This window comes from Ruania zhangjianzhongii (assembly GCF_008000995.1).
GTDB classification, from domain to species: Bacteria; Actinomycetota; Actinomycetes; order Actinomycetales; family Beutenbergiaceae; genus Ruania; species Ruania zhangjianzhongii.
This window is the reverse complement of record NZ_CP042828.1, coordinates 2,905,823-2,926,412: the sequence shown is the minus strand read 5'-3', so window position 1 is coordinate 2,926,412 and position 20,590 is coordinate 2,905,823. Positions and strand designations below refer to the sequence as shown.

At 71.0% G+C, this 20,590-nt stretch carries 19 protein-coding genes and 1 pseudogene; 14 read left to right on the top strand and 6 right to left on the bottom strand.

Translation table 11 applies throughout. The features are described from left to right. On the bottom strand, window positions 1–1,128 hold the full coding sequence (gene tal, locus FU260_RS13635; RefSeq protein WP_147917559.1) for a transaldolase: 1,128 nt from the start codon (window positions 1,126–1,128) through the stop codon (window positions 1–3). Window positions 1,129–1,130: 2 nt separating this feature from the next. After that, window positions 1,131–3,258: pseudogene (gene tkt, locus FU260_RS13630) on the bottom strand (transketolase). Window positions 3,259–3,470: 212 nt separating this feature from the next. Between tkt and FU260_RS13625 the strand changes: the two are divergent. The 3 genes from FU260_RS13625 to FU260_RS13615 are packed head-to-tail and all read left to right on the top strand — an operon-like array spanning window position 3,471 to window position 5,956. Next, window positions 3,471–4,421: a heme o synthase gene (locus tag FU260_RS13625; protein WP_413038345.1), complete on the top strand. Its 951-nt coding sequence runs from the start codon at window positions 3,471–3,473 to the stop codon at window positions 4,419–4,421. 3 nt (window positions 4,422–4,424) lie between these two features. After that, window positions 4,425–5,381 carry a site-specific tyrosine recombinase XerD gene (locus FU260_RS13620; protein ID WP_187368393.1) on the top strand — a complete coding sequence of 319 codons (957 nt, stop codon included), beginning with the start codon at window positions 4,425–4,427 and terminating at the stop codon, window positions 5,379–5,381. Continuing rightward, the gene (locus FU260_RS13615; protein WP_147917557.1) at window positions 5,378–5,956 is read left to right on the top strand and encodes a hypothetical protein; all 579 of its coding nucleotides are present in this window, start codon (window positions 5,378–5,380) and stop codon (window positions 5,954–5,956) included. Before FU260_RS13620 ends, FU260_RS13615 begins: the two co-directional genes overlap by 4 nt. A 9-nt stretch (window positions 5,957–5,965) precedes the next feature. On the opposite strand, the gene FU260_RS13610 is transcribed toward FU260_RS13615, so the two are convergent. From FU260_RS13610 to FU260_RS13600, 3 genes are all read right to left on the bottom strand, one after another. Continuing rightward, on the bottom strand, window positions 5,966–6,892 hold the full coding sequence (locus FU260_RS13610; RefSeq protein ID WP_147917556.1) for a transglutaminase-like domain-containing protein: 927 nt from the start codon (window positions 6,890–6,892) through the stop codon (window positions 5,966–5,968). Then, entirely contained in the window at window positions 6,819–8,900 is a 2,082-nt protein-coding gene (locus tag FU260_RS13605) for a serine hydrolase domain-containing protein (RefSeq protein WP_147917555.1), read from the bottom strand. Before FU260_RS13605 ends, FU260_RS13610 begins: the two co-directional genes overlap by 74 nt. A 100-nt stretch (window positions 8,901–9,000) precedes the next feature. Then, window positions 9,001–10,197 (bottom strand): GNAT family N-acetyltransferase, encoded by a 1,197-nt coding sequence (locus FU260_RS13600; protein WP_147917554.1) that lies wholly within the window; start codon window positions 10,195–10,197, stop codon window positions 9,001–9,003. A 72-nt stretch (window positions 10,198–10,269) separates the two neighbouring features. On the opposite strand from FU260_RS13600, the gene FU260_RS13595 reads away from it, so the two are divergent. From FU260_RS13595 to FU260_RS13550, 10 genes are all read left to right on the top strand, one after another. Then, the gene (locus tag FU260_RS13595) at window positions 10,270–11,115 is read left to right on the top strand and encodes a ParA family protein (RefSeq protein WP_235912345.1); all 846 of its coding nucleotides are present in this window, start codon (window positions 10,270–10,272) and stop codon (window positions 11,113–11,115) included. Next, window positions 11,099–12,040 carry a segregation and condensation protein A gene (locus tag FU260_RS13590; protein ID WP_187368392.1) on the top strand — a complete coding sequence of 314 codons (942 nt, stop codon included), beginning with the start codon at window positions 11,099–11,101 and terminating at the stop codon, window positions 12,038–12,040. Before FU260_RS13595 ends, FU260_RS13590 begins: the two co-directional genes overlap by 17 nt. Beyond that, a complete protein-coding gene (scpB, locus tag FU260_RS13585) occupies window positions 12,037–12,663 on the top strand; it encodes an SMC-Scp complex subunit ScpB (protein WP_210418085.1) in 627 nt (208 codons plus the stop codon). Before FU260_RS13590 ends, scpB begins: the two co-directional genes overlap by 4 nt. 65 nt (window positions 12,664–12,728) lie before the next feature. Beyond that, complete coding sequence (locus FU260_RS13580) at window positions 12,729–13,478, top strand: pseudouridine synthase (RefSeq protein ID WP_147917551.1); 750 nt, start codon at window positions 12,729–12,731, stop codon at window positions 13,476–13,478. Between the two features lie 9 nt (window positions 13,479–13,487). Continuing rightward, window positions 13,488–14,501, top strand: coding sequence for a DUF2332 domain-containing protein (locus tag FU260_RS13575; protein WP_147917550.1), 1,014 nt, complete (start codon window positions 13,488–13,490; stop codon window positions 14,499–14,501). A 26-nt stretch (window positions 14,502–14,527) separates the two neighbouring features. Beyond that, a complete protein-coding gene (locus tag FU260_RS13570) occupies window positions 14,528–15,664 on the top strand; it encodes a prephenate dehydrogenase (protein WP_147917549.1) in 1,137 nt (378 codons plus the stop codon). Next, a complete protein-coding gene (cmk, locus tag FU260_RS13565) occupies window positions 15,661–16,386 on the top strand; it encodes a (d)CMP kinase (protein WP_147917548.1) in 726 nt (241 codons plus the stop codon). The genes FU260_RS13570 and cmk overlap by 4 nt, the downstream gene beginning before the upstream one ends. Then, window positions 16,383–17,090, top strand: coding sequence for a lysophospholipid acyltransferase family protein (locus FU260_RS13560; protein ID WP_147917547.1), 708 nt, complete (start codon window positions 16,383–16,385; stop codon window positions 17,088–17,090). Before cmk ends, FU260_RS13560 begins: the two co-directional genes overlap by 4 nt. Window positions 17,091–17,145: 55 nt before the next feature. Then, entirely contained in the window at window positions 17,146–18,663 is a 1,518-nt protein-coding gene (gene der / locus FU260_RS13555) for a ribosome biogenesis GTPase Der (RefSeq protein ID WP_413038346.1), read from the top strand. A 61-nt stretch (window positions 18,664–18,724) separates the two neighbouring features. After that, window positions 18,725–19,102 carry a hypothetical protein gene (locus FU260_RS13550; RefSeq protein ID WP_147917545.1) on the top strand — a complete coding sequence of 126 codons (378 nt, stop codon included), beginning with the start codon at window positions 18,725–18,727 and terminating at the stop codon, window positions 19,100–19,102. A gap of 27 nt (window positions 19,103–19,129) precedes the next feature. Here FU260_RS13550 and FU260_RS13545 read toward each other — a convergent pair whose 3' ends face one another. Continuing rightward, window positions 19,130–19,471, bottom strand: coding sequence for a nuclear transport factor 2 family protein (locus FU260_RS13545; RefSeq protein WP_147917544.1), 342 nt, complete (start codon window positions 19,469–19,471; stop codon window positions 19,130–19,132). Window positions 19,472–19,575: 104 nt separating this feature from the next. On the opposite strand from FU260_RS13545, the gene FU260_RS13540 reads away from it, so the two are divergent. Continuing rightward, on the top strand, window positions 19,576–20,562 hold the full coding sequence (locus tag FU260_RS13540; RefSeq protein ID WP_147917543.1) for a diaminopimelate dehydrogenase: 987 nt from the start codon (window positions 19,576–19,578) through the stop codon (window positions 20,560–20,562). Window positions 20,563–20,590 lie beyond the last annotated feature (28 nt).

Below are 20,590 nucleotides of genomic sequence, written 5' to 3'. Positions count from 1 at the left end.
TCAGCCTTTCTCGGTGGCGGCCTGCAGGCCTTCGGTGACGGTCTGCAACAGCTCGGCCCAGCTCTTCTCGAAGGAGTCCACACCGCCGGTCTCCAGCTCGGCGAGGATCCTCTCGTACGGCACGCCCACGCGCACCACGTCGTCCAGGACGGCGCGAGACGCGTCGAAGGTGCCCTGCACCTGGTCTGCGCCGGTGGCCGGCGAGTGGTCGTACACGGCGTCCAGGGTCTTGTGCGGCATCGTGTTCACCACATCCGCGGCAACCAGCTCGTCCACGTACATCGTGTCCGGGTACTCCGGGTTCTTCGTCCCGGTGGAGGCCCAGAGCGGACGCTGCCGGTGCGCACCCTCAGCAGCCAGAGCAGCGAACCGTGGCGTGGAGAACACTTCCTCGAACACCTGGTAGCACAGCCGTGCACCGGCGATCGCCGTCTTCCCGCGCAGCGCGAGCGCCTCCTCGGAACCGATCTGATCCAGTGAGTCGTCCACCTTCGCATCGATCCGGGAGAGGAAGACCGAGGCCACCGAACGGATCGTGGTCAGGTCGATACCGGCCTGCTGTGCCTTCTCCAGTCCGTCCACGTAGGCCTGGGTGACGGCCCGGTAGCGGTCCAGGCTGAAGATCAACGTGACGTTCACGCTGATCCCCGCCGCGGTGGCAGCGGTGATCGCCGGCAGGCCTTCGAGGGTGGCCGGAATCTTCACGCACAGGTTCGGCCGGTCCACCGTGTTCCAGAGTTTGTGCGCCGACTCGATCGTGGCCTCGGTGTCCCGAGCCAGGCGGGGGTCCACCTCGATGGACACCCGGCCGTCCTTACCGTCGGTGGCGCGGAACGTGTCGGCGAACAGGTCGCAGGCGTCCCGCACGTCATCGGTGGTCAGGGTGAGCACAGCCTGGTCCAGATCCGCACCGTCGGCGGCGAGCTGGGCCAGCTGGGCATCGTAGGAGGTGCCCTCGGACAGCGCCTTGGCGAAGATCGTCGGGTTCGTGGTCACCCCGACGACGTTCCGCTCGGCGACCAGCTGCGCCAGCTCACCGGAAGTGAGCGCTTCCCGGGACAGGTCGTCCAGCCAGACGGAGACCCCGGCGTCGCTGATCCGCTGCAGGGCATGGGTGGGGTTGGTCATGATCAGTTCCCTTCGCTGCCGGCGGCCGACGCGGCCGCGATCGATTCCTTCGCCGCAGCCACTGTGGCCTCGGCGGTGATGCCGAACTCTTCGAACAGCCTCTTGTAGTCGGCGGAGGCACCGTAGTGCTCCAGGGACACGGCGCGGCCGGCGTCACCGAGGTAGCGGTACCACGGCATCGCCACACCGGCTTCCACGCTCACGCGGGCACGCACGCCGGCGGGCAGGACGGACTCGCGGTAGTCGGCATCCTGGTCCTCGAACCACTCCAGGCACGGTGCGGAGACCACCCGGGTGCCGATACCGTCAGCCTCGAGCTGGCTCCGGGCCTCGACGGCGAGCTGCACCTCGGACCCGGTGGCGATCAGGATCACCTGCGGAGCGCCGGTCGAGGACTCCAGCAGCACGTACGCACCGCGAGCAACGCCGTCGACCCCTGCGAAGCCCTCTGCCCCACGGGGCACGGTGGGCAGACCCTGCCGGGTGAGCACCAGACCTGCCGCCCCGTCACGCCGCTCCAGCACGGTCTGCCACGCGGCAGCCGTCTCGTTCGCATCCGCCGGGCGGACCACGGCCAGCCCAGGGATGGCGCGCAGCGCAGCCAGGTGCTCCACCGGCTGGTGGGTGGGGCCGTCCTCGCCGAGCCCGATCGAGTCGTGCGTCCAGACGAAGATCGACGGCGCCTTCATCAGCGCGCCGAGGCGAACCGCGCCGCGCATGTAGTCGCTGAAGGTGAGGAAGGTGCCGCCGTAGGGGCGGGTGAGCCCGTTCAGCGCGATGCCGTTGAGGATCGCGCCCATCGCGTGCTCGCGGATGCCGAAGTGCATCGTCCGGCCGTAGATGTTCCCGGAGAAGTCGTCCGTGGACCGGGCCTCGGGCAGGAAGGACGGCACACCGTCCATCGTGGTGTTGTTCGAGCCGGCCAGGTCAGCGGACCCGCCCCAGAGTTCGGGCAGCACCTCGGCGACGGCGTTCAGCACCTTCCCGGAAGCGGCACGGGTGGCGAGAGACTCACCGGCGGGGAAGGTGGGCAGCGAATCGGTCCAGCCTTCGGGCAGCCGGCCGGCGCGCAGGCGCTTGAGCAAAGCCGCCCGCTCCGGGTTCGCCTGCTCCCAGGCGGCGAAGGCCTCGTCCCACTCCCGGTGCGCGGCGCTGCCGCGGGTGACCACCTCGCGTGCGCGGTCGAGCACCTCGGGGTCCACCGCGAAGCTCTCCTCCGGGTCGAACCCGATCGCCTTCTTCAGGCCGGCGACCTCCTCGGCCCCGAGCTTGGCGCCGTGCGCCGCACCGGTGTTCTGCTTCCCGGGCGACGGCCAGGCGATGATGGTGCGCAGGGCGATGAACGACGGCTTGTCGGTGGCCTTCTTGGCCGCCTCGATCGCCGCAGCGAGGGCGTCCACGTCCTCGCGGTACTCACCGCCGGCGGTCCAGTCCACACTCTGCGTGTGCCAGCCGTAGGCCGCGTACCGGGCGACAACGTCCTCGGTGAACGCCACATCGGTGTCGCCCTCGATGGAGATCTCGTTGTCGTCCCAGATCACCACCAGGTTGCCCAGCTCCTGGGTGCCGGCGAGCGAGGACGCCTCGGAGGAGATGCCCTCCTGCAGGTCCCCGTCGGAGGCGATCACGTACACGTGGTGGTCAAACGGAGACGTCGTGCCGGCTGCCGCGTCCGGGTCGAGCAGACCGCGTACCCGGCGCTGGGCGAAGGCCATCCCGACGGCGGTGGCCAGGCCCTGGCCGAGCGGACCGGTGGTGGTCTCCACCCCCCGTGGTGTGCCCCACCTCGGGGTGCCCCGGGGTGAGCGAGCCCCACTGCCGCAACGCCTGCAGGTCACTGAGCTCGAGGCCGTAGCCGGACAGGTAGAGCTGGATGTACTGGGTCAGGGAGGAGTGCCCGGCGGAGAGGACGAACCGGTCCCGGCCGAGCCAGTCGGCATCCTTCGGGTCGTGCCGCATCACCTGCTGGTAGAGCAGGTAGGCGGCCGGTGCGAGCGAGATCGCCGCGCCGGGGTGGCCGTTACCGGTGTTCTCCACCGCGTCCGCGGCGAGGGTGCGAATGGTGTTGACGGCCTTGACATCGAGTGCGGTCCAACCGACGGCGTCGGCCTTGGGGTCAGGTGCGTTCACAGGTCCTTCTTCCTCGCGTACTTTCGTGGCAGCTGCTGATCCGACCCTACTCAATGCAGGTGCCACCGGCGCGCGGGTAGTCGCAGGGTGGACGCCGCCCGGTCGGATCAGGTGGGATCGCCGCCGGGCACGGCCTACACTGGCCAGGACGGGCCAGCCCCGTCGATCGTGTCCGCAGTGGCGCGATCAGTAGTCGAGAGAGTGAAGTGACAGTGCCTGACGCACCCCTGTCCGAGGCGGAGGCTTCCGCGCGCGCCACCACGGCATCGCCGCGGAGGTCGCTGAAACAGGTGGTGGGCCCGTATGTGGCGCTGACCAAACCGCGGATCATCGAACTGCTGCTGATCACCACGGTGCCGACGATGATCCTCGCCCAGAACGGGTTCCCGTCCTGGTGGCTGATCATCGCCACGCTGATCGGCGGCGCGGCCGCCGCTGGTTCGGCGAACACCCTGAACATGTACTACGACCGGGACATCGACGCGGTGATGGCGCGCACCCGCAAGCGCCCACTGGTGACCGGTGCGGTGACGCCGCGGGCCGCCCTGGTATTCGGGCTGCTGCTCGGGGCGTTCTCGGTGGCCTGGCTGTGGCTCACCGTGAACTGGGTGGCCGCCGCGCTGGCTGCGGCGGCGAACGTCATGTACTCCTACGGCTACACGGTCCTGCTGAAGCGGCACACCCGGCAGAACATCGTCTGGGGTGGTGCGGCCGGGTGCATGCCGGTGCTGATCGGCTGGGCCGCGGTGACCGGGTCCCTGGACCTGGCCCCGTTCCTGCTCTTCGGGATCATCTTCTTGTGGACCCCGCCGCACTACTGGCCGTTGTCGATGAAGTTCAAGAAGGACTACGCCGCCGCCGGGGTGCCGATGCTTCCGGTGGTCGCTGCCGACACCAAGGTGGCCCGGCAGATGATCGCCTACACCGTGGCGATGGTCGCCTGCTCCCTGGTGCTCATCCCGGTGGCGCAGATGGGCTGGTTCTACACGGCGGTGGCGATCGCCGCCGGAGCATGGTTCGGATTCGCCTGCATCCAGCTGTACCGGCGCGCGGTGACCGGTACCACGCGCAAGCTCGGCGCGATGAAGGTGTTCCACGCCTCCATCACGTACCTGACCGTCGTGTTCGTAGCGATCTCGATCGATCCGTTCCTGCCCTGGTGATCGATGGCTGAGTCGACGCCTGCAGAGCAGGAGGCGCCGTTCCGGGCACAGCTGACCGAGTACCTGGCGCACCTGGGGGTGGAGCGCGGCCTGTCCGAGCACACCCTGGCCGCCTACCGGCGCGATCTGCGCCGGTACGCGGCGTTCCTCGCCGTGCGGGGCCGCTCCGGGTTCGACCAGGTCACCGAGGCGGATGTGGCCGGCTATGTGGAGGCGGTCCGCACCGGAGCCGATGGCGGTCATCCGCTGTCTGCGTCCTCCACCTCGCGGGCGGTGGTCGCCGTGCGGGGGTGGCACCGCTTCGCGACCGTCGAGGGACATACGAACAACGATCCGGCCGCGGCAGTGCGTCCACCCGGGGCCACGAAGCGGCTACCGAAGGCGATCGCCGTCGAAGAGGTGGACAAGCTGCTGGCCGGAGCCTCGATGGCCGAAGGGGTGCTCGGCCTGCGCGACCGGGCGCTGGTGGAGGTGCTGTACGGCACCGGCGCCCGTATCTCCGAGGTGGTCGGGCTGTCCGCCGACGACCTGGAGCTGCACGCGGAGCATCCGAGCATCCGGCTGTTCGGCAAGGGACGCAAGGAACGGATCGTCCCGGTGGGCCGGTACGCGGTGGACGCGATGGACGCCTACCTGATCCGCTCCCGCCCGGTGCTCGCCCAGTCCGGTCGCGGGAACTCCGCCGTCTTCCTGAACCAGCGCGGCAACCCGTTGAGCAGGCAGAGCGCCTGGGCGGTGCTCCAGCTGGCGGCCGAACGCGGAGAGGTGGCCGGGCACATCTCACCGCACACGCTGCGCCACTCCTACGCCACCCACCTGCTCGCCGGCGGTGCCGATGTGCGGGTGGTGCAGGAGCTGCTCGGGCACGCCTCGGTCACCACCACCCAGATCTACACGATGGTCACCCCGGACACGCTGCGTGAGGTGTACGCCGCCAGCCACCCGAGGGCGCGCGGATGAGCACCGAGACCCCGCCCCCGGACCGGCCGCACCGGCCCGTCCTGGTCGGTGCCAATCCCGGCCTGCAGCTCTTCGATGCACAGGGGGAGTGCACCGGCTACGTCTCGGTGTGGCGGGTGGACTGGTCCCGCAGCCACGGCACCGGGACGGCACTGGTGCTCTGGCAGCCGACCGGTGTCCGGGTGCTGAGCAGCACCCTGCCCCTGGCCCGCTGGCTCACCGAGGACTTCACCCGGCACTTCCCGGAGCTGGACGGACTGGACTGGCCCCAGCCGCAGTACGAACAGACACCGGTCGAGACCACGATCGACCTGGCGCAGGGGCTATCCGCCCGGGCCGGTGATGTCGAGGTGCGGCTCGCCCAGGTGCTCGACGTGCGCTCGGTGGCCACCGGTGACTTCCCGCTCGGCGGGGTTCCGCACACGCTACGGCTGGTACTCGGACCGTGCCAGCAGGGTCAGCTGAGCATCGCCGGCCGGCAGCTCGGTGGTCAGGTACGGCGCAGCGGCACTACGCAGCGGCCCTCCTCCTCGGCCTTCCTCGCCGAGGCCGAGGTGTGGAGCCGTCGGCCCTGAACGCCAGGCTCAGCGCAACGGCACCTGCACCGGCACCGGCACCCGGGCCGGCGGCAGCGGGCTGAGCAGAGTGACCGTGTCGCCCGGATGCAGCCGCTCGTCGGCGGCGTACCAGGCGGCCAGCTCTCCGGCGGCCGGCCCGGCCAGAACGCCGGCCCGCTCCTCCTCGTCGGCCGCTACCAGCAGGGCGGCCACCTCGTCGATCAGAGCCGGATCGGCCGTCGGGTCGGGCACTGCCGCGCCCCAGACGTCCCAGAGCAACAGCTCGTCACCCTGGCGGTGCGCCACCTCGCTGATCACGTAGGCCGCCACGATCTGCTCGCCGCGCAGCGGCGCATCCAGGCTCGGGTCCACGCCGTAGCGGGACACATCGAGAGTGCCGGCCCGGTGGCCGCGCCACACCTCGGCGGCAGTCTCGAACGGGGAGCCCGTCCCGGTGGGCATATCCCTCACGTCGAAGTCGAACCCGTCGGTCAGCTCCGGGTCGAACCGGACCCACCGCTCGCCCTCGAACCGTTCGACCACCACGTGGTCGTGGCTGAACTCGGGCCGGAAGTAGCCCGCGAAACCGATCCGGGTCCGGGCCGGCACGCCGTGCTCGCGCAAGGTGCCCACGCACAGCAGCGAGTGGTCCCGGCAACAGCCCTGCAGCCGGTCAGCCAGTGCGCGTGGCTCGGCGAGCGGTACGCCGTGCCGTTCCTGGTCGGTGGCGAGCTGGTCGGCCAGCCAGCGCAGGTTCACGTCCTCCCGGGTGGCGGCGGGCAGCACCGCCGCCTCGCCACGGTAGTGCGCGATCAGATTCCGGGCGACGGCGCTGACTCCTTCCGTACTCGGCGTCACCGCGCGGAGCAGCGCGGCATGCTCACCCGGATCGGTGTACGTACTGTGGCGGGTATAGCGCGCGACGGCGTCCGGCAGGGCGGGTAGGTCGGTCATCGGGGCCTCCGGTCGGCCTGGGCGGTATCGGCAGCCTAGTCGTGTTCCGGGCGAGGGCTCCGGCAGTCATACGGTGAGCATGAACGGCAGACCGATCAGCCGGTAGAAGATCGCGACGGTGACGAAGCCGGTGGCCGCCAGGGTGGTCACGGTCAGCGCGATCCGGCCGGTCACGCTCCACCACCGCCGGGCCCAGGCCACCACGGTGAGCACGATCGTGGCCACGGTCACCGCGACCATCACGGTCATCGTGTTCAGCGCGAGCGAGAGCGCCGGCGAGCCGGTCAGCGGGATCTGGACGAGCAGGTTCGGATCGGCGGAGACCAGGGCGAACCCGACCGCGAAGATCACCAGACACAGCCCGTTCAGCCAGGTCAGGCCCTGGGCCATCTTGCCCCCGAGCGGCCCAGGCTCGCGCTCGCGCACCCGGGAGACGACTGCTCGCACCGGAATGGTGACGAACGCGGCCAGCAGGACCAGCGCGGTGAGCCCGAGCAGGATCAGGTGCAGCGTCGGCGCCTCGAACCACGGCAGTGGCACGAAGGAGTTGTTCGGCATCTGGCTGGTGACCAGCGCCCCGGACTCGGTCACCGCCAGCGTGGCCTGACCGCCGTCGAGGACGAAGTGCCCGGGTGAGGTCTGGTGCCAGACCTGGGCGCCGGCGTCGGGGTTCTCGGACAGTCCGGTGGTGCTGATCGTGCCCGGGCCGGGTGGCCTCGACGGTGACCGGCCCGGTCAGGCTGGTGACCGTGGTGAACGTCCCTTGCGAGGTGCGTGCCGCCCGGTAGCTACCGGCCAGCGGTTCGACGTCTGCGCCCGCGCTCGCCGCGTCCGCGGTGTCCTGCCCATCGGTGGGGAAGTAGGCGTCCAGGATCGCCCGGACCAGTTCCTTTCCGCCCCAGAATGCCGCCCCGTTGCTGCCATCGCCGTTGTAGGCCACATGGATGCCGATGTCGTGCTCCGGCAGCAGGGCCAGGTTGTGGTGCGTGCCGGGCTGGTCGCCGTCCTTGGTGATCACCTGCTGGCCGTTCATCGGACGCTGTTCGAACGCGTACCCCATTCCCGGTACCTCGGGATCGGCGCGGAACTGTTCGGCCTGCATCTCGCCCGTCGCCTCGGTGCCCAGCGGGGAGTCGGCACGGAGCTGGGCGATCATGAACCGGCCCATATCCGCGGCGGTGGTCAGCGTGTCGGTACCGGCCGGTGTTGCTGGGCTGACCTGCCCGCCGGCCGGTTCCTGCCGACCGTCGGCCGGCCGGTAACCCGGGCTGGTCCGCGCTTGCAGCTCCGCCGGGTGTGGCTGCTGAGCCGTCGTGCTGGACATCCCTGCCGGGGCGAAGACGTGCTCGGCGAGGTAGTCGGCGTAGCTCTGCCCGGAGGCGATCTCCACGATCCGCCCAGCGAGGACGTAGTCGAAGTTGTTGTAGGCGACCAGCTCACCGGGCGGGCGGACCCGGTCCGGCCGGACCTCGGTGGCGAACTCCGCCAGCGTCGGCAGCTCGCTGTACTCCCACTGGGACCAGCCGTAGATGTCGTAGTCGAAGCCGGAGGTGAAGGTGAGCAGGTGTTCCAGCGTGACCGGCCGGCCCGGGTAGGTGTCCGGGATCGGAGTATCCAGGTACTCGTTCACATCCGCGCGCAGGTCGAGCGTGCCCTCCTCGACCAGCTGCATGACCGCGGTCGCGGTGAACAGCTTGCCCTCCGAGGCGGTGTACAGACCGGTAGTGGCGGGATCCATCGGTGCACCGGTGGCAGGGTCGGCCACCCCGTACCCGCTGCTGAACACGGTCTCGCCGCCGGCCACCACGGTCACCACCGCACCGGGGATGTCCCCGTCGGCGAGCTGGTCCGGCAGCACCTGGTCCACCACCGCCCCGACATCGCGCAGGTCGGGCGTGCTGGTCTCCGGCGGGCTCGCGGCCGCCGGTGTGGGCAGACAGAGCGCCACCAGTGCCGGGAGTGCCAGCAGCGCGGCGGTCAAGGTGGAGTGGGCAGGGCGTAACGTCATGCCCGGCACGCTAGGGCGCGTGCGTGCGGGTGATCGTCAGTCGAAAGTGTGAAGCTGCCGGCCGGCCGATGAGTCGGAGGATGGAGTGCGGGCGCCCGGTTCAGAACGTGTCCCGGATCTGCCACGGCGGCGCGTGCAGCAGGTCCTCCAGGGTCCGGTCGGTGCGGGCGTCCCCACCGGTGAGGTGCCCGCTCGCCCGCAGGTCCGCGCAGCTGAACGCCCCGGACACCGCGAGGGAGAGGCCACCGGCGGTGAGCACCGGAGGGCCCTCGGCAGGTGCGCTCGGCTCGCAGCTGAGCTCTCCGCCGTCGGCAGTGATCTGGAACGTGCCGTTGACCAGGCCCAGCTCGTCCCCGGCGACCGTGATCCGCACCTGCCCGCTGCCGCGGCTGCCCCGCGCAGCCAACGCCGCCGGCAGGTCCAGCACCCGCAGCATGTACGGTTCCTGCGCCACCACCTGCCAGTGCTTGGCGGGCAGGAAGGTCCGGGCGACATCGCCGGCCGGGGCGTGCAGCAGCACCCGGTCCACCTTCATCGCGAAGGCGCCGGCCATCCGCCACAGCGACCGGTACGCCTGCGGAGTGTGGGCCACCAGCTCGGTCACGGTGAGCGTCCGCTCGGACAGGGTGCCGCGGTCCCAACAGGCGTAGCCGAGGATCTCCCCGGCCTCGGAGACCGCCAGGGTGACGGCGTCCTGGTCACCGATCAGGTCCTCGTCGCTGACCTGCTCGGCCGCTCCGGTGCGAGTGAGCGGTCCCTGCCGTACCCGGGCCCAGTCCCGGTAGCAGTCCCGCAGGGCCGGGGCATCGGCGGCGGTGGCCCGGCGCAGTCGCACCGGATCGCCGGGGGGCACCGCCGCGGCCGAGGAGACCGGCAGCTGCACCTGGTCCACTGTGGTGATCATCTCGAAACCGAGCCTGCGGTAGATCCCCGGTGCGGTGGCGAACAACGTGGCGATCACCTCCCCCCGGTCCCGGGCGGCGAGCAGCAGCTCGGTGAGTAGCGGGTGGGTCAGGCCCCGCCCGCGGTGTTCGGCCGCCACCGTCATCCCCGCGATCCCGCAGGTGCGCAGCTCCCGGCCGGCGAACCAGGTGCCCAGCTCCAGCGCCACCGCTCGGGCGGCCAGCTCCGCACCGGCGAACGTGCCGAGGGCATGAGAACCCGGCCCGGGCCACGGGCTGCCGTCGGGTGGGTCCTGGTCCGGCCGGTCCGCGTCCGGCATGCCGAACGCCTCCCGGCCGAGATGGCGGGCGGCGTCGGTATCCGCGGGGGTCAGCGCACGGGTGCGGTAAGCCATAACGGCCAGACTACGGCCGTACAGCGGGTGTTGGGCCGTCCACCGCCTCTGGTGACCAGTAGTGTGGGCGGGGTGAGTAGCGAAGCATCCGAGATCCGCACCGACCGCGACTTCCCCGTCCCGGCACCGCTGAGCGGTCACGGTCCGGCGCGGATCATCGCCATGTGCAACCAGAAGGGCGGGGTCGGCAAGACCACCACCACGATCAACCTGGGCGCCGCGCTCGCCGAGTACGGCCGCAAGGTGCTGATCGTGGACTTCGATCCCCAAGGTGCAGCCTCGGCCGGCTTGGGCGTGGCCGCGCATGAGCTGGACGACACCATCTACACCGAGCTGATGTCCGCGGAACCGGACGTGCACCGGGTGATCCATCCCACCGGCGTGCAGGGGCTGGACCTGATCCCGGCGAACATCGACCTGTCCGCTGCCGAGGTGCAGCTGGTGAACGAGGTGGCCCGGGAGCAGGCCCTGTCCCGGGTGTTGCGCCCGATCACCGACGACTACGACGCGATCATCATCGACTGCCAGCCCTCGCTCGGGCTGCTCACGATCAACGCGCTGACCGCCTCGCACGGGGTGATCGTGCCCCTGGAGACCGAGTTCTTCGCACTGCGGGGTGTGGCGCTGCTGGTGGAGACGATCGACAAGGTGCGCTCGCGACTCAACCCGCGTCTGCACACCGACGGCATCCTGGCCACCATGGTGGACACCCGGACCCTGCACTCCCGTGAAGTTCTCGCCCGGGTGCGTGACCACTTCGGTGACGTGGTCTTCGACACGGTGATCACCCGGTCGGTGAAGTTCCCGGACGCTTCGGTGGCCACGGAGCCGATCACCAGCTTTGCCCCGAACCACCCGGGTGCGTACCACTACCGCAAGCTCGCCCGGGAGCTCGTCTACCGTGGTGACGTCGCCTGACGCCCCGGTCACCGGGGGCGAACCGGCGACGGCGGAGCCCTGCCCGGACGCTGACGTCACCCGGGTCGGGGGTGAGGACAGTGCACCGGCCTCCGGCCGGCCGGTCTTCGAGGTCCGGCTGGAGAACTTCACCGGCCCGTTCGACCTGCTGCTCTCCCTGATCGCCAAGCACAAGATGGACGTCACCGAGGTGGCGTTGGCAGTAGTCACCGACGACTTCATCGCCCATATTCGCGGTCAGGAAAGCTGGGACCTGTCCCAGGCGAGCGAGTTCCTGGTGATCGCCGCCACTCTGCTGGACCTGAAGGCTGCCCGGCTGCTGCCCCGCGGGGACGTGGAGGACGCAGAGGACCTGGAACTCCTCGAAGCGCGCGACCTGCTGTTCGCGCGGTTGCTGCAGTATCGCGCGTTCAAGAAGGCAGCAGCCGATCTGGACGCCGCCTGGCAGCTCGCCGGACGCTCCTTCCCACGGCAGGTGGCGCTGGAGCCCCGGCTGGCGGCCCTGCTGCCGGAGCTGGTGATGAAGATCGGCCCGGACGAGCTCGCCCAGCTCGCCGCGAAGGCGCTCACCCCCCGCCCGGAACCGGCCGGAGTGGACGTCTCCCACCTGCACGCCCCAGTGGTCAGCGTGCGGGAACAGGCCGCACAGATCGCCGGGCGCCTGCGCCGCACCCGGTCCGCCTCGTTCCGCACCCTCACCGACGACGCCGGCTCCACCGCGGTGGTGGTGGCGCGGTTCCTCGCCCTGCTCGAGCTGTTCCGCGAGGGCCTGGTGGGCTTCGACCAGGCCGGACCGCTCGGCGACCTGAGCGTGCACTGGACCGGCGGCGAGGCCAGCGACGTGGACGTGGGCGAGGAGTACGACGACTACAACGACAGTGCGGGTGAACCGGAGACCGCCGAGAGGAGCGGGGAGGACCAGTGAGCGAACCGACACCGACCGAGGCCGCCGACGGCGCCGCGGCCATCGAGGAGGACACCCCGGTGTGGACCGGTGACCAGCTGCTCGGTGCCGTGGAAGCGATCCTGATGGTCACCGAGACCCCGGTGCCCACCGACCAGCTCGCCACCGTGCTCGGCGTGCCGATACCGGCCGTGGCCGACGCCCTGGCCGAGCTCGCTGCCGAGCTGGACCGCTGCGAACGCCCGCGCGGGGTGCAGCTGCGCGAGGCCGGGGGTGGGTGGCGGTTCTACTCCGCACCCGCGTTCGCCCCCGCGGTGGAGAAGTTCGTGATCGACGGGCAGACGGCGCGTCTGACCCAGGCCGCTCTGGAGACGCTCGCGGTGATCTCCTACCGGCAGCCGGTCTCCCGCGGCCGGATCTCCGCGATCCGCGGGGTGAACGTCGACTCGGTGGTGCGCACGCTGCTGACCCGTGGGCTGATCGAGGAGGCGGGCCAGGACCTCGAGGGCGGCGCCACCCTGTACCGCACCACCAGCTACTTCCTCGAGCGCCTCGGACTGCGGGATCTGGACGACCTGCCGCCGCTGGCGCCGTACCTGCCGGATATCGACACGCTCGAGGACATCGACGGGAGCTCGGAGTGAGCACGCGCCCCATGGGGGAGGGCCGCCCGGGTCGGGACGCGCCGGTCGGATCAGGAAGGTAGGCCATGACAACGAAAGATGTGCACGATCCCGACGGGATCCGGCTGCAGAAGGTGCTCGCCGGCGCCGGGCTCGGCTCCCGCCGCGCCTGCGAGCAGCTGATCGCCGCCGGCAAGGTGAGCGTGGACGGGGTGCAGATCCGCGAGCTGGGCGTGCGGGTGGACCCGCGCACCGCCGTCATCCATGTGGACGGGCTGCGCCTGCAGCTGGACGAGACCGTGGTCACCCTGGCCCTGCACAAACCGGCCGGGGTGTACTCCACGATGGCTGACGAGCAGGGCCGCCCGGACCTGTCCCAGTACGTGGCCAACCGCACGGAGCGACTCTTCCACGTCGGCCGGCTGGACGCCGAGACCACCGGGCTGATCCTGCTCAGCAACGACGGTGAGCTCGCCAACCGGCTCACCCACCCCTCCTACCAGGTGGCCAAGACCTACATCGCTGAGGTGCAGGGCCGGGTGCCGCGCGGACTGCGGCGCACCCTGCTGGACGGTGTCGAGCTGGACGACGGGCCGGTCGCAGCGGATGCGCTGACCGTGCTGGAAGCCGGCCCGCAGGCCTCGATCGTGGAGCTGGTGCTGCACGAGGGCCGGAACCGGATCGTGCGCCGGCTGCTGGAGCACGTCGGCCACCCGGTCACCCGGCTCAGCCGCACCCAGATCGGCCCGATCCGCCTCGGCACGCTCAAACCCGGCCGCACCCGGGTGATCGGCGGCAAGGAGCTCGGTGCCCTGATGTCTGCCGTCGGTCTGTGAGGTAGCAGCGTGGAGACCCAGGCCGCCGATACTGCCGCGTTCTACCGCCGCTGGGCCGACCACGAGGCGCACGGCAGCTCACCGACCTACGAGCGGCTCTGTCATGCCGTGGCCGACTCGCCGGCCACGCTCGCCTTCCTGCACACGCTGCCGCGGACCCAACGCCAACCCAATCTCCTGCTCGGTGCGCTGCGCTGGTTCGAGGCACCGGTCGCCGACCCCGCCGCGGCGCTGGCATTCCTGGCCTCCCACACCGACCAGGTCCGGGACCTGATGCTGCGCCGGGCCACCCAGACCAACGAAGCGGCACGGTGCGCGGTGCTGCTCCCCGCTCTGGCGCTGCTGCGCGAACCGCTCGTCGTGCTTGAGCTCGGTGCGAGCGCGGGTCTGTGCCTGCTGCTGGATGCCTGGTCCTATCAGTGGACCGACGAGAGCGGCACGGTGCGGCGCGTCGGGAGCGGAGCGGTGCGGCTCAGCGCCCAGGTGAGCGGTGGGGTACCGCTACCGGCGGCGGTGCCGGCGATCGCCGCCCGGCTGGGTCTGGACGCCCATCCGGTGGACGTCACCGATCCCGACGAGCGGCGCTGGCTGGAGTGCCTGGTCTGGCCCGAGCACACCGACCGCGCCGAGCGGCTGCGCCACGCCCTGGACCGCGCTGCCGCCACCCCGCCGCCGGTGCAGCAGGGCCTGTTCCCGCAGGACGTACCGGCAGCGGTGGCCACACTGCGCCGGTTCGAGCCCGAGGCGACCGTAGTGGTGATGCACAGCGCCGCAGCCGCCTATCTGGACCCCGCCGGTCGGCGCGAGCTCGCCACCACGCTGGACGAGCTCGGCGTGCACCGGCTCGGTCTGGAGGGCCCGCAGGTGAGTGCGGACCTGGGCGTGCAGGGGGTACCGGCCAGCGCGGAGGGACGGTTCGTGCTCAGCCTGGACGGCCGCGCACTCGGCAGTGCCCACCCGCACGGCCGGGATCTGCGCTGGCTCGCCGGTGCGGACCAGACCGGGACCGCGCCGGTACAGTAGGCCCTCGTGACCAGGCAGGAGCAGCAGTGACCGGCGAGGTGAGCGACCCCACGGCCACCACCGGCCCGGTGCATATCGTCGGCACCGGTCTGCTCGGGACGTCGATCGCACTCGCGCTGACCGCCCGGGGAGTGCCGGTCACGCTGACCGACACCTCACCCTCGGCCCTCGCTCTCTCCCGAGACCTCGGCGCCGGCAGCATCGCCGGCCCCGACGACCCGCCACCGGCGCTGGTCGTGGTCGCCGCCCCGCCGGACGTGACCGCCGACCTGGTCGCCGCCGAACTACGCAGCCGGCCGTCCGCCGTCGTGACGGACGTGGCGAGCGTGAAGGCGATCGTGCTCGCCGAGCTCACCGGCCACGCCGCAGCCGACCCGGAGCTGGACCTGAGCCGCTACATCGGTTCGCACCCGATGGCCGGGCGGGAACGGTCCGGGGCGGGCGCCGCTTCGGCCGACCTGTTCCTCGGCCGCCCCTGGGTGATCGCACCGCACGAACGCACCAGTGCGGAGGCGGTCCTTGCCATGCGCAACCTGGTCGCCGACCTCGGCGCCGCGACGGTCTCGATGGATCCGGCCGAACATGACGGTGCGGTCGCCGTGGTCTCCCACCTGCCGCAGCTGATGGCCTCGCTCACGGCGGCCCGGCTGGTCGACGCCCCGGAAGCCTCCCTCGCCCTGGCCGGCCAGGGGCTGCGGGATGTCACCCGGATCGCCGCGTCCGACCCCCGGCTGTGGTCGGCGATCCTGACCGGGAACGCCCCGGCGGTGCTGCCGGTGCTGCGCGGGGTGCGCACCGGTCTGGACGAGCTGATCGCCTCCCTCGGTGCGGCCGCCGAGCACGGGCCGCTCGCCCCGGGGGCAGTGTCCGGGATCTCTGCGGTGATCGGAGCCGGGAACGAGGGTGTGGCGAAGGTACCCGGTAAGCATGGCGGCACCCGGAAGCGGTACGCCGAGGTGAGCGTGCTGGTGCCGGACGAGGCGGGTGAGCTGGGCCGGCTGTTCTCCGAGGTCGGAGAGATCGGTGTGAACATCGAGGACTTCCAGATGGAGCACTCGCCGAAGCAGAAGGTGGGGATGGCGATCGTGTCCGTGGTGCCGACGGCGGCAGCGAGGCTGGAGACCGCCCTCGAGGAGCGTGGCTGGCGGGTGGTGGTGCAGTGACCGGCCTGGTAGTGGCCATCGACGGGCCGAGCGGTACCGGTAAGTCCACGATCAGCCGTCGCCTGGCCGCAGAGCTCGGACTGGCCTACCTGGACACCGGGGCGATGTACCGGGTGTCGACCTGGTGGTGCCTGCACCGCGGCATCGACCTCACCGACTCCGGCGCCGTGGCCGAAGCAGTGCAGCGGATCCCGATGCAGATCGGGACCGACCCTGCCGAGCCGACCTTCGCCGTCGACGGCCACGATGTGGCGGGGGAGATCCGCAGCACCCGGATCTCCACAGCGGTCAGCGCCGTGGCCACCAACCTGGCTGTGCGCGCGGAGCTGCAACGCCGCCAGCGGGAGGCGATCGCCGCCGAGCTCACTGCCGGCTCGTTCAGCGGCGGCCGCGGGGTGATCGCCGAAGGCCGGGACATCACCACCGTGGTGGCGCCCCGGGCCCCGGTGCGGATCCTGCTGCTCGCCGACGAGCAGGCCCGGCTGGAGCGGCGGGCGCGTGAGCTGCACGGCACCGCCGACGCCGGGGCACTCGACGCCACTCGGGACCAGGTGGTGCGCCGGGACGCGGACGACTCCACCGTGTCCAACTTCTCCACGGCGGCCGACGGTGTGGTCACCGTGGACACCTCCGCCCTGACCCTGGAACAGGCAGTGGACACGGTGCGGGCCGTGATCGTCGCTGCCCGCACCGAGCTCGCCGGAACGCAGGAGACGCTGTGAACGCACCCGACGCCAAGGCCTCCCCGGGCCAGGCCATCACACCCGACCAGATCAAGCGGTGGGGTCCCACCTGGTCCCGCCGGGTGGGCTGGCTGCTCGCCCACGGGCTCTGGAACACTCGCGTGATCGGCGGGGAGCACGTACCGCGGACCGGTCGGTTGCTGATCGCTGCGAACCACACCGGGATCATCGACGGCCCGCTGCTGCACGGGGTGATTCCCCGCGAGTCGCACATCATCATCAAAGAAGAGATGTTCTCCGGGGTGATCGGCTTCCTGATGCGTAACGCCGGGCAGATCCCGGTGGATCGCCGCAATGGCCGGGCTGCTCTGCAGACCGCACTGGCGATGCTGAACGAGGACCGGCTGGTGGGGGTGTTCCCGGAAGGATCACGCGGGCGCGGAGACGTGAAAGCGACGAAGGCGGGGATTGCCTGGCTCGCGGTGCGCTCCGGTGCGCCGGTGCTGCCGGCGGCGATCCTCGGCACCCGGCCGAGCGGGAAGAAGCCTGGTCACATCCCGCACCCGCGGGAACGGCTCACCGTGGTGTTCGGCGAGCCGTTCGCCGCGGTGGACCCCGAGGCCGGGATCGGGCGCGCTGCCGTGTCGGAGGCGATGGGCCGGATCCAGACCCGGCTCAGCGACCATGTGCACGGTTCGGCCGCCGAGTACGGCATCCCGCTACCGGACAGCACCGAGATCTGAGCCACGTTGCCGCGCCGCGTACCGCGTTCGACAGCATCGATGCGGACCGGGGACAATAGCGGGCGTGACTGACGAGCCCGCGGACTCCCGCCCCGACCACGACCCGGCTCTGCCGGGCGACCTCCCGGAGACCGCGGAGGAAGCCCAGCGGGCCGAATCGCTGCGCGCGGGCCTGGCCGACTACGCCCTGGACGAGGCGGACCTGCGCCTGCTCGAGGACCAGGCCAGCGGTGCTGAGGCCGGCGAGGCGGCCGGGCCGCCTCCGGTGCTCGCGGTGATCGGCCGCCCGAACGTGGGCAAGTCGACCCTGGTGAACAGGTTCCTCGGCCGCCGGGTCGCCGTGGTGCAGGACACCCCGGGCGTCACCCGGGACCGGGTGAGCTATCCGGCGGAATGGGCCGGGCGGGATTTCACCGTGGTGGACACCGGTGGCTGGGAGCGCAGCGCGAAAGGCCTCGGCGGCCGGGTGGCCGACCAGGCGGAGATCGCGATCGACCTCGCCGATGCCGTGCTGTTCGTGGTGGATGCCACTGTCGGCCCCACCGACGAGGACGAGCGGGTGGTGCGGATGCTGCGTCGGGCGGGCAAACCCACCATGCTGGTGGCGAACAAGGTGGACGACCGGCGCGGTGAGTCCGATGCGGCGATGCTCTGGTCGCTCGGCCTGGGGGAGCCGTTCGCGGTCTCCGCGTTGCACGGGCGCGGCTCCGGTGACCTGCTCGACGCAGCGCTGGCGATGCTGCCGGAGGTCTCCGGAGTGGTCGGGGAGATTCCCGAGGGCGGGCCCCGCCGGGTGGCGCTGGTAGGCCGGCCGAACGTGGGCAAGTCCTCGCTGCTGAACACGCTCACCCGCAGCGACCGGGTCGTGGTCGACGATGTCGCCGGCACCACTCGCGATCCGGTGGATGAGCTGGTGATGCTCGAGGGTCGGCCCTGGTGGTTCGTGGACACCGCCGGGATCCGCCGCCGGGTGCACCAGAGCTCCGGTGCCGACTTCTATGCCTCGCTGCGCACCCAGGGTGCGTTGGAGAAGGCCGAGGTGGGAGTGGTGCTCATCGACGCCGGCACCCCGATGACCGAGCAGGACGTGCGGGTGGTGCAGCAGGTCATCGACGCCGGCCGCGCGCTGGTGATCGCCTACAACAAGTGGGACCTGGTGGACGAGGACCGGCGCCGCTTCCTGGAACGGGAGATCGAACAGCAGCTCGTCCAGGTCACCTGGGCTCCCCGAGTGAACCTGGCTGCCACCACCGGCTGGCACACCAACCGGCTGGTGCGCTCGCTCGACACCGCGCTGGAGTCCTGGGACCGGCGGATCCCCACCGGGAAGCTGAACGCTTTCCTCGGCGAGATCACCGCCGCTCATCCGCACCCGGTCCGCGGCGGGAAGCAGCCCCGTATCCTGTTCGGCACCCAGGCGGACACCCGTCCACCCCGGTTCGTGCTGTTCAGCAGCGGGTTCCTCGAGCCCGCCTACCGGCGGTTCATCGAACGCCGGCTACGAGAGACGTTCTCCTTCGAGGGCACGCCGATCGAGATCAGCGTGCGAGTGCGGGAGAAGCGCCGGCGCTAACCGCGAAGCCTCGGCAGTTCTCCCCATCGACGCCCGCTCGGTCACATGTGAGGCTCGGTACATGCGTTCTCGTCGGTACCTCGCCCTCGCGGCCACTGCCGCCGCAGCTGCCCTGCTCGTCACCGGCTGCCAGAGCGGCGACGATGAGCCGACCGTCATCACCGAGGCGACCTACTGGCGGTACCAGGCGGTGGAGGATTTCGACACCAGTGAGCACACGGTCACCGACGCCGACCAGCTCGCCGAACTGGCCGCGATCCTGGATTCCCACGAAATCAGCGGTGATGTGCAGAGCGGGGAGATGTGCCCGGGCGGGATCACCGTGAACGTGGAGTACACCACCGACGCCGGCCAGCACATGCTCCAGGTGGAGGGCTGCGAGCGGGACGAGGTCGGTTCGGAGATCGCCGGTCTGGTCACCGAGTGGGCCAACCCCTGACCGACGGTCGTGACCGGGCGACCGGCCTCAGTGTGCCGGCGGGATGCGGAACCCGGCGATCTTGTCCCCGGCCAGGGTGAAGATCCCGTCCGACTCACCGTTGAACACGTTGCTGGACCAGGAGAAGTGCGTGCTGACCGTGTCGCCCTCGACCTCGGCGGTAAGGATCGTCATCTGCGCGCCGGCGCCGATCGCGTCCGACCCCGCCCAGGAGCGCACACCGTCCGGACCGCTGAGTACCCGGCCCCAGTCGTCCACGTAGCCGTCGGCGGTGAACACCGCCACGAACGCCTCGGTATCCCCGGTGTTGATCGCCGTCACGAACTGCTGCACCGGTGCCGGCAGCGTGCTCAGGATGTCCTCGCTCATCGTTCCTCCAACGTGTGGTCGCCTCGTTCATTCGCTGCCGGTGTGGTGTACGTTGCCGACGGCGGGGTACCAGTCACGCACAGAACGTCAGGAAGAGGCAATAGGTGAGCGAGACCATCCGCATCGGCATCGCGGGATACGGCAACCTCGGCCGCGGCGTGGAGGCCGCGCTCGCGCAGAACCCGGATATGTCCTTGGTGGGGGTTTTCACCCGCCGCGATCCGGCCACTGTGCGCGCGCAGCGATCCCAGACCCAGGTATTCGCCTGGGACACCCTGAGCTCGCGTACCGAGGACATCGACGTCCTCATCCTCTGCGGGGGCTCCAAGGAGGACCTGCCGGTGCAGGGACCGGAGCTGGCCGGCTCGTTCAACACCGTGGACTCCTACGACACGCACGCGCAGATCCCGGAGTACTTCGCCGCCGTCGACGCCCGCGCCCAGGCGGCTGGCACCACCGCGCTGATCTCCACCGGTTGGGACCCGGGCCTGTTCTCCCTGAACCGGATGTTCGGCGAGGCGATCCTGCCGGCTGGGCAGACCTACACGTTCTGGGGTCGGGGGGTGAGCCAGGGCCACTCGGACGCCCTGCGCCGCGTGCCCGGGGTCGCGGCCGGCGTGCAGTACACCCTGCCGGCGGCCGAGGCGGTGGACGCGGTGCGCCGCGGCGAGAACCCGGACCTGCCCACCCGGGAGGCGCACACCCGGGAGTGCTTCGTCGTGCTCGCCGAGGGCGCCGACGCCGATGAGGTGCACGAGGCGATCGTGACCATGCCGCACTACTTTGAGCCGTATGACGTCACCGTGCACTTCATCACCGGCGAGGAGCTCGCCCGGGACCACACCGGGATGCCGCACGGTGGGTTCGTGCTGCGCAGCGGTGAGACCGGCGAGAGCAATCGGCAGCTGATCGAGTTCGGCCTCACCCTGGGGGACAACCCCGGCTTCACCGCCAGTGTGCTGGTCGCCTATGCCCGCGCCACCCACCGGCTCGCCGCCTCCGGCCGGCACGGGGCGCTCACCTTGTTCGACGTCCCGCCCGGGCTGCTCTCGCCCCGTTCGGCAGCGGAGCTGAGAGCAGACCTGCTCTGACCCGCTAGCCGATACGCTGGCCGGACGA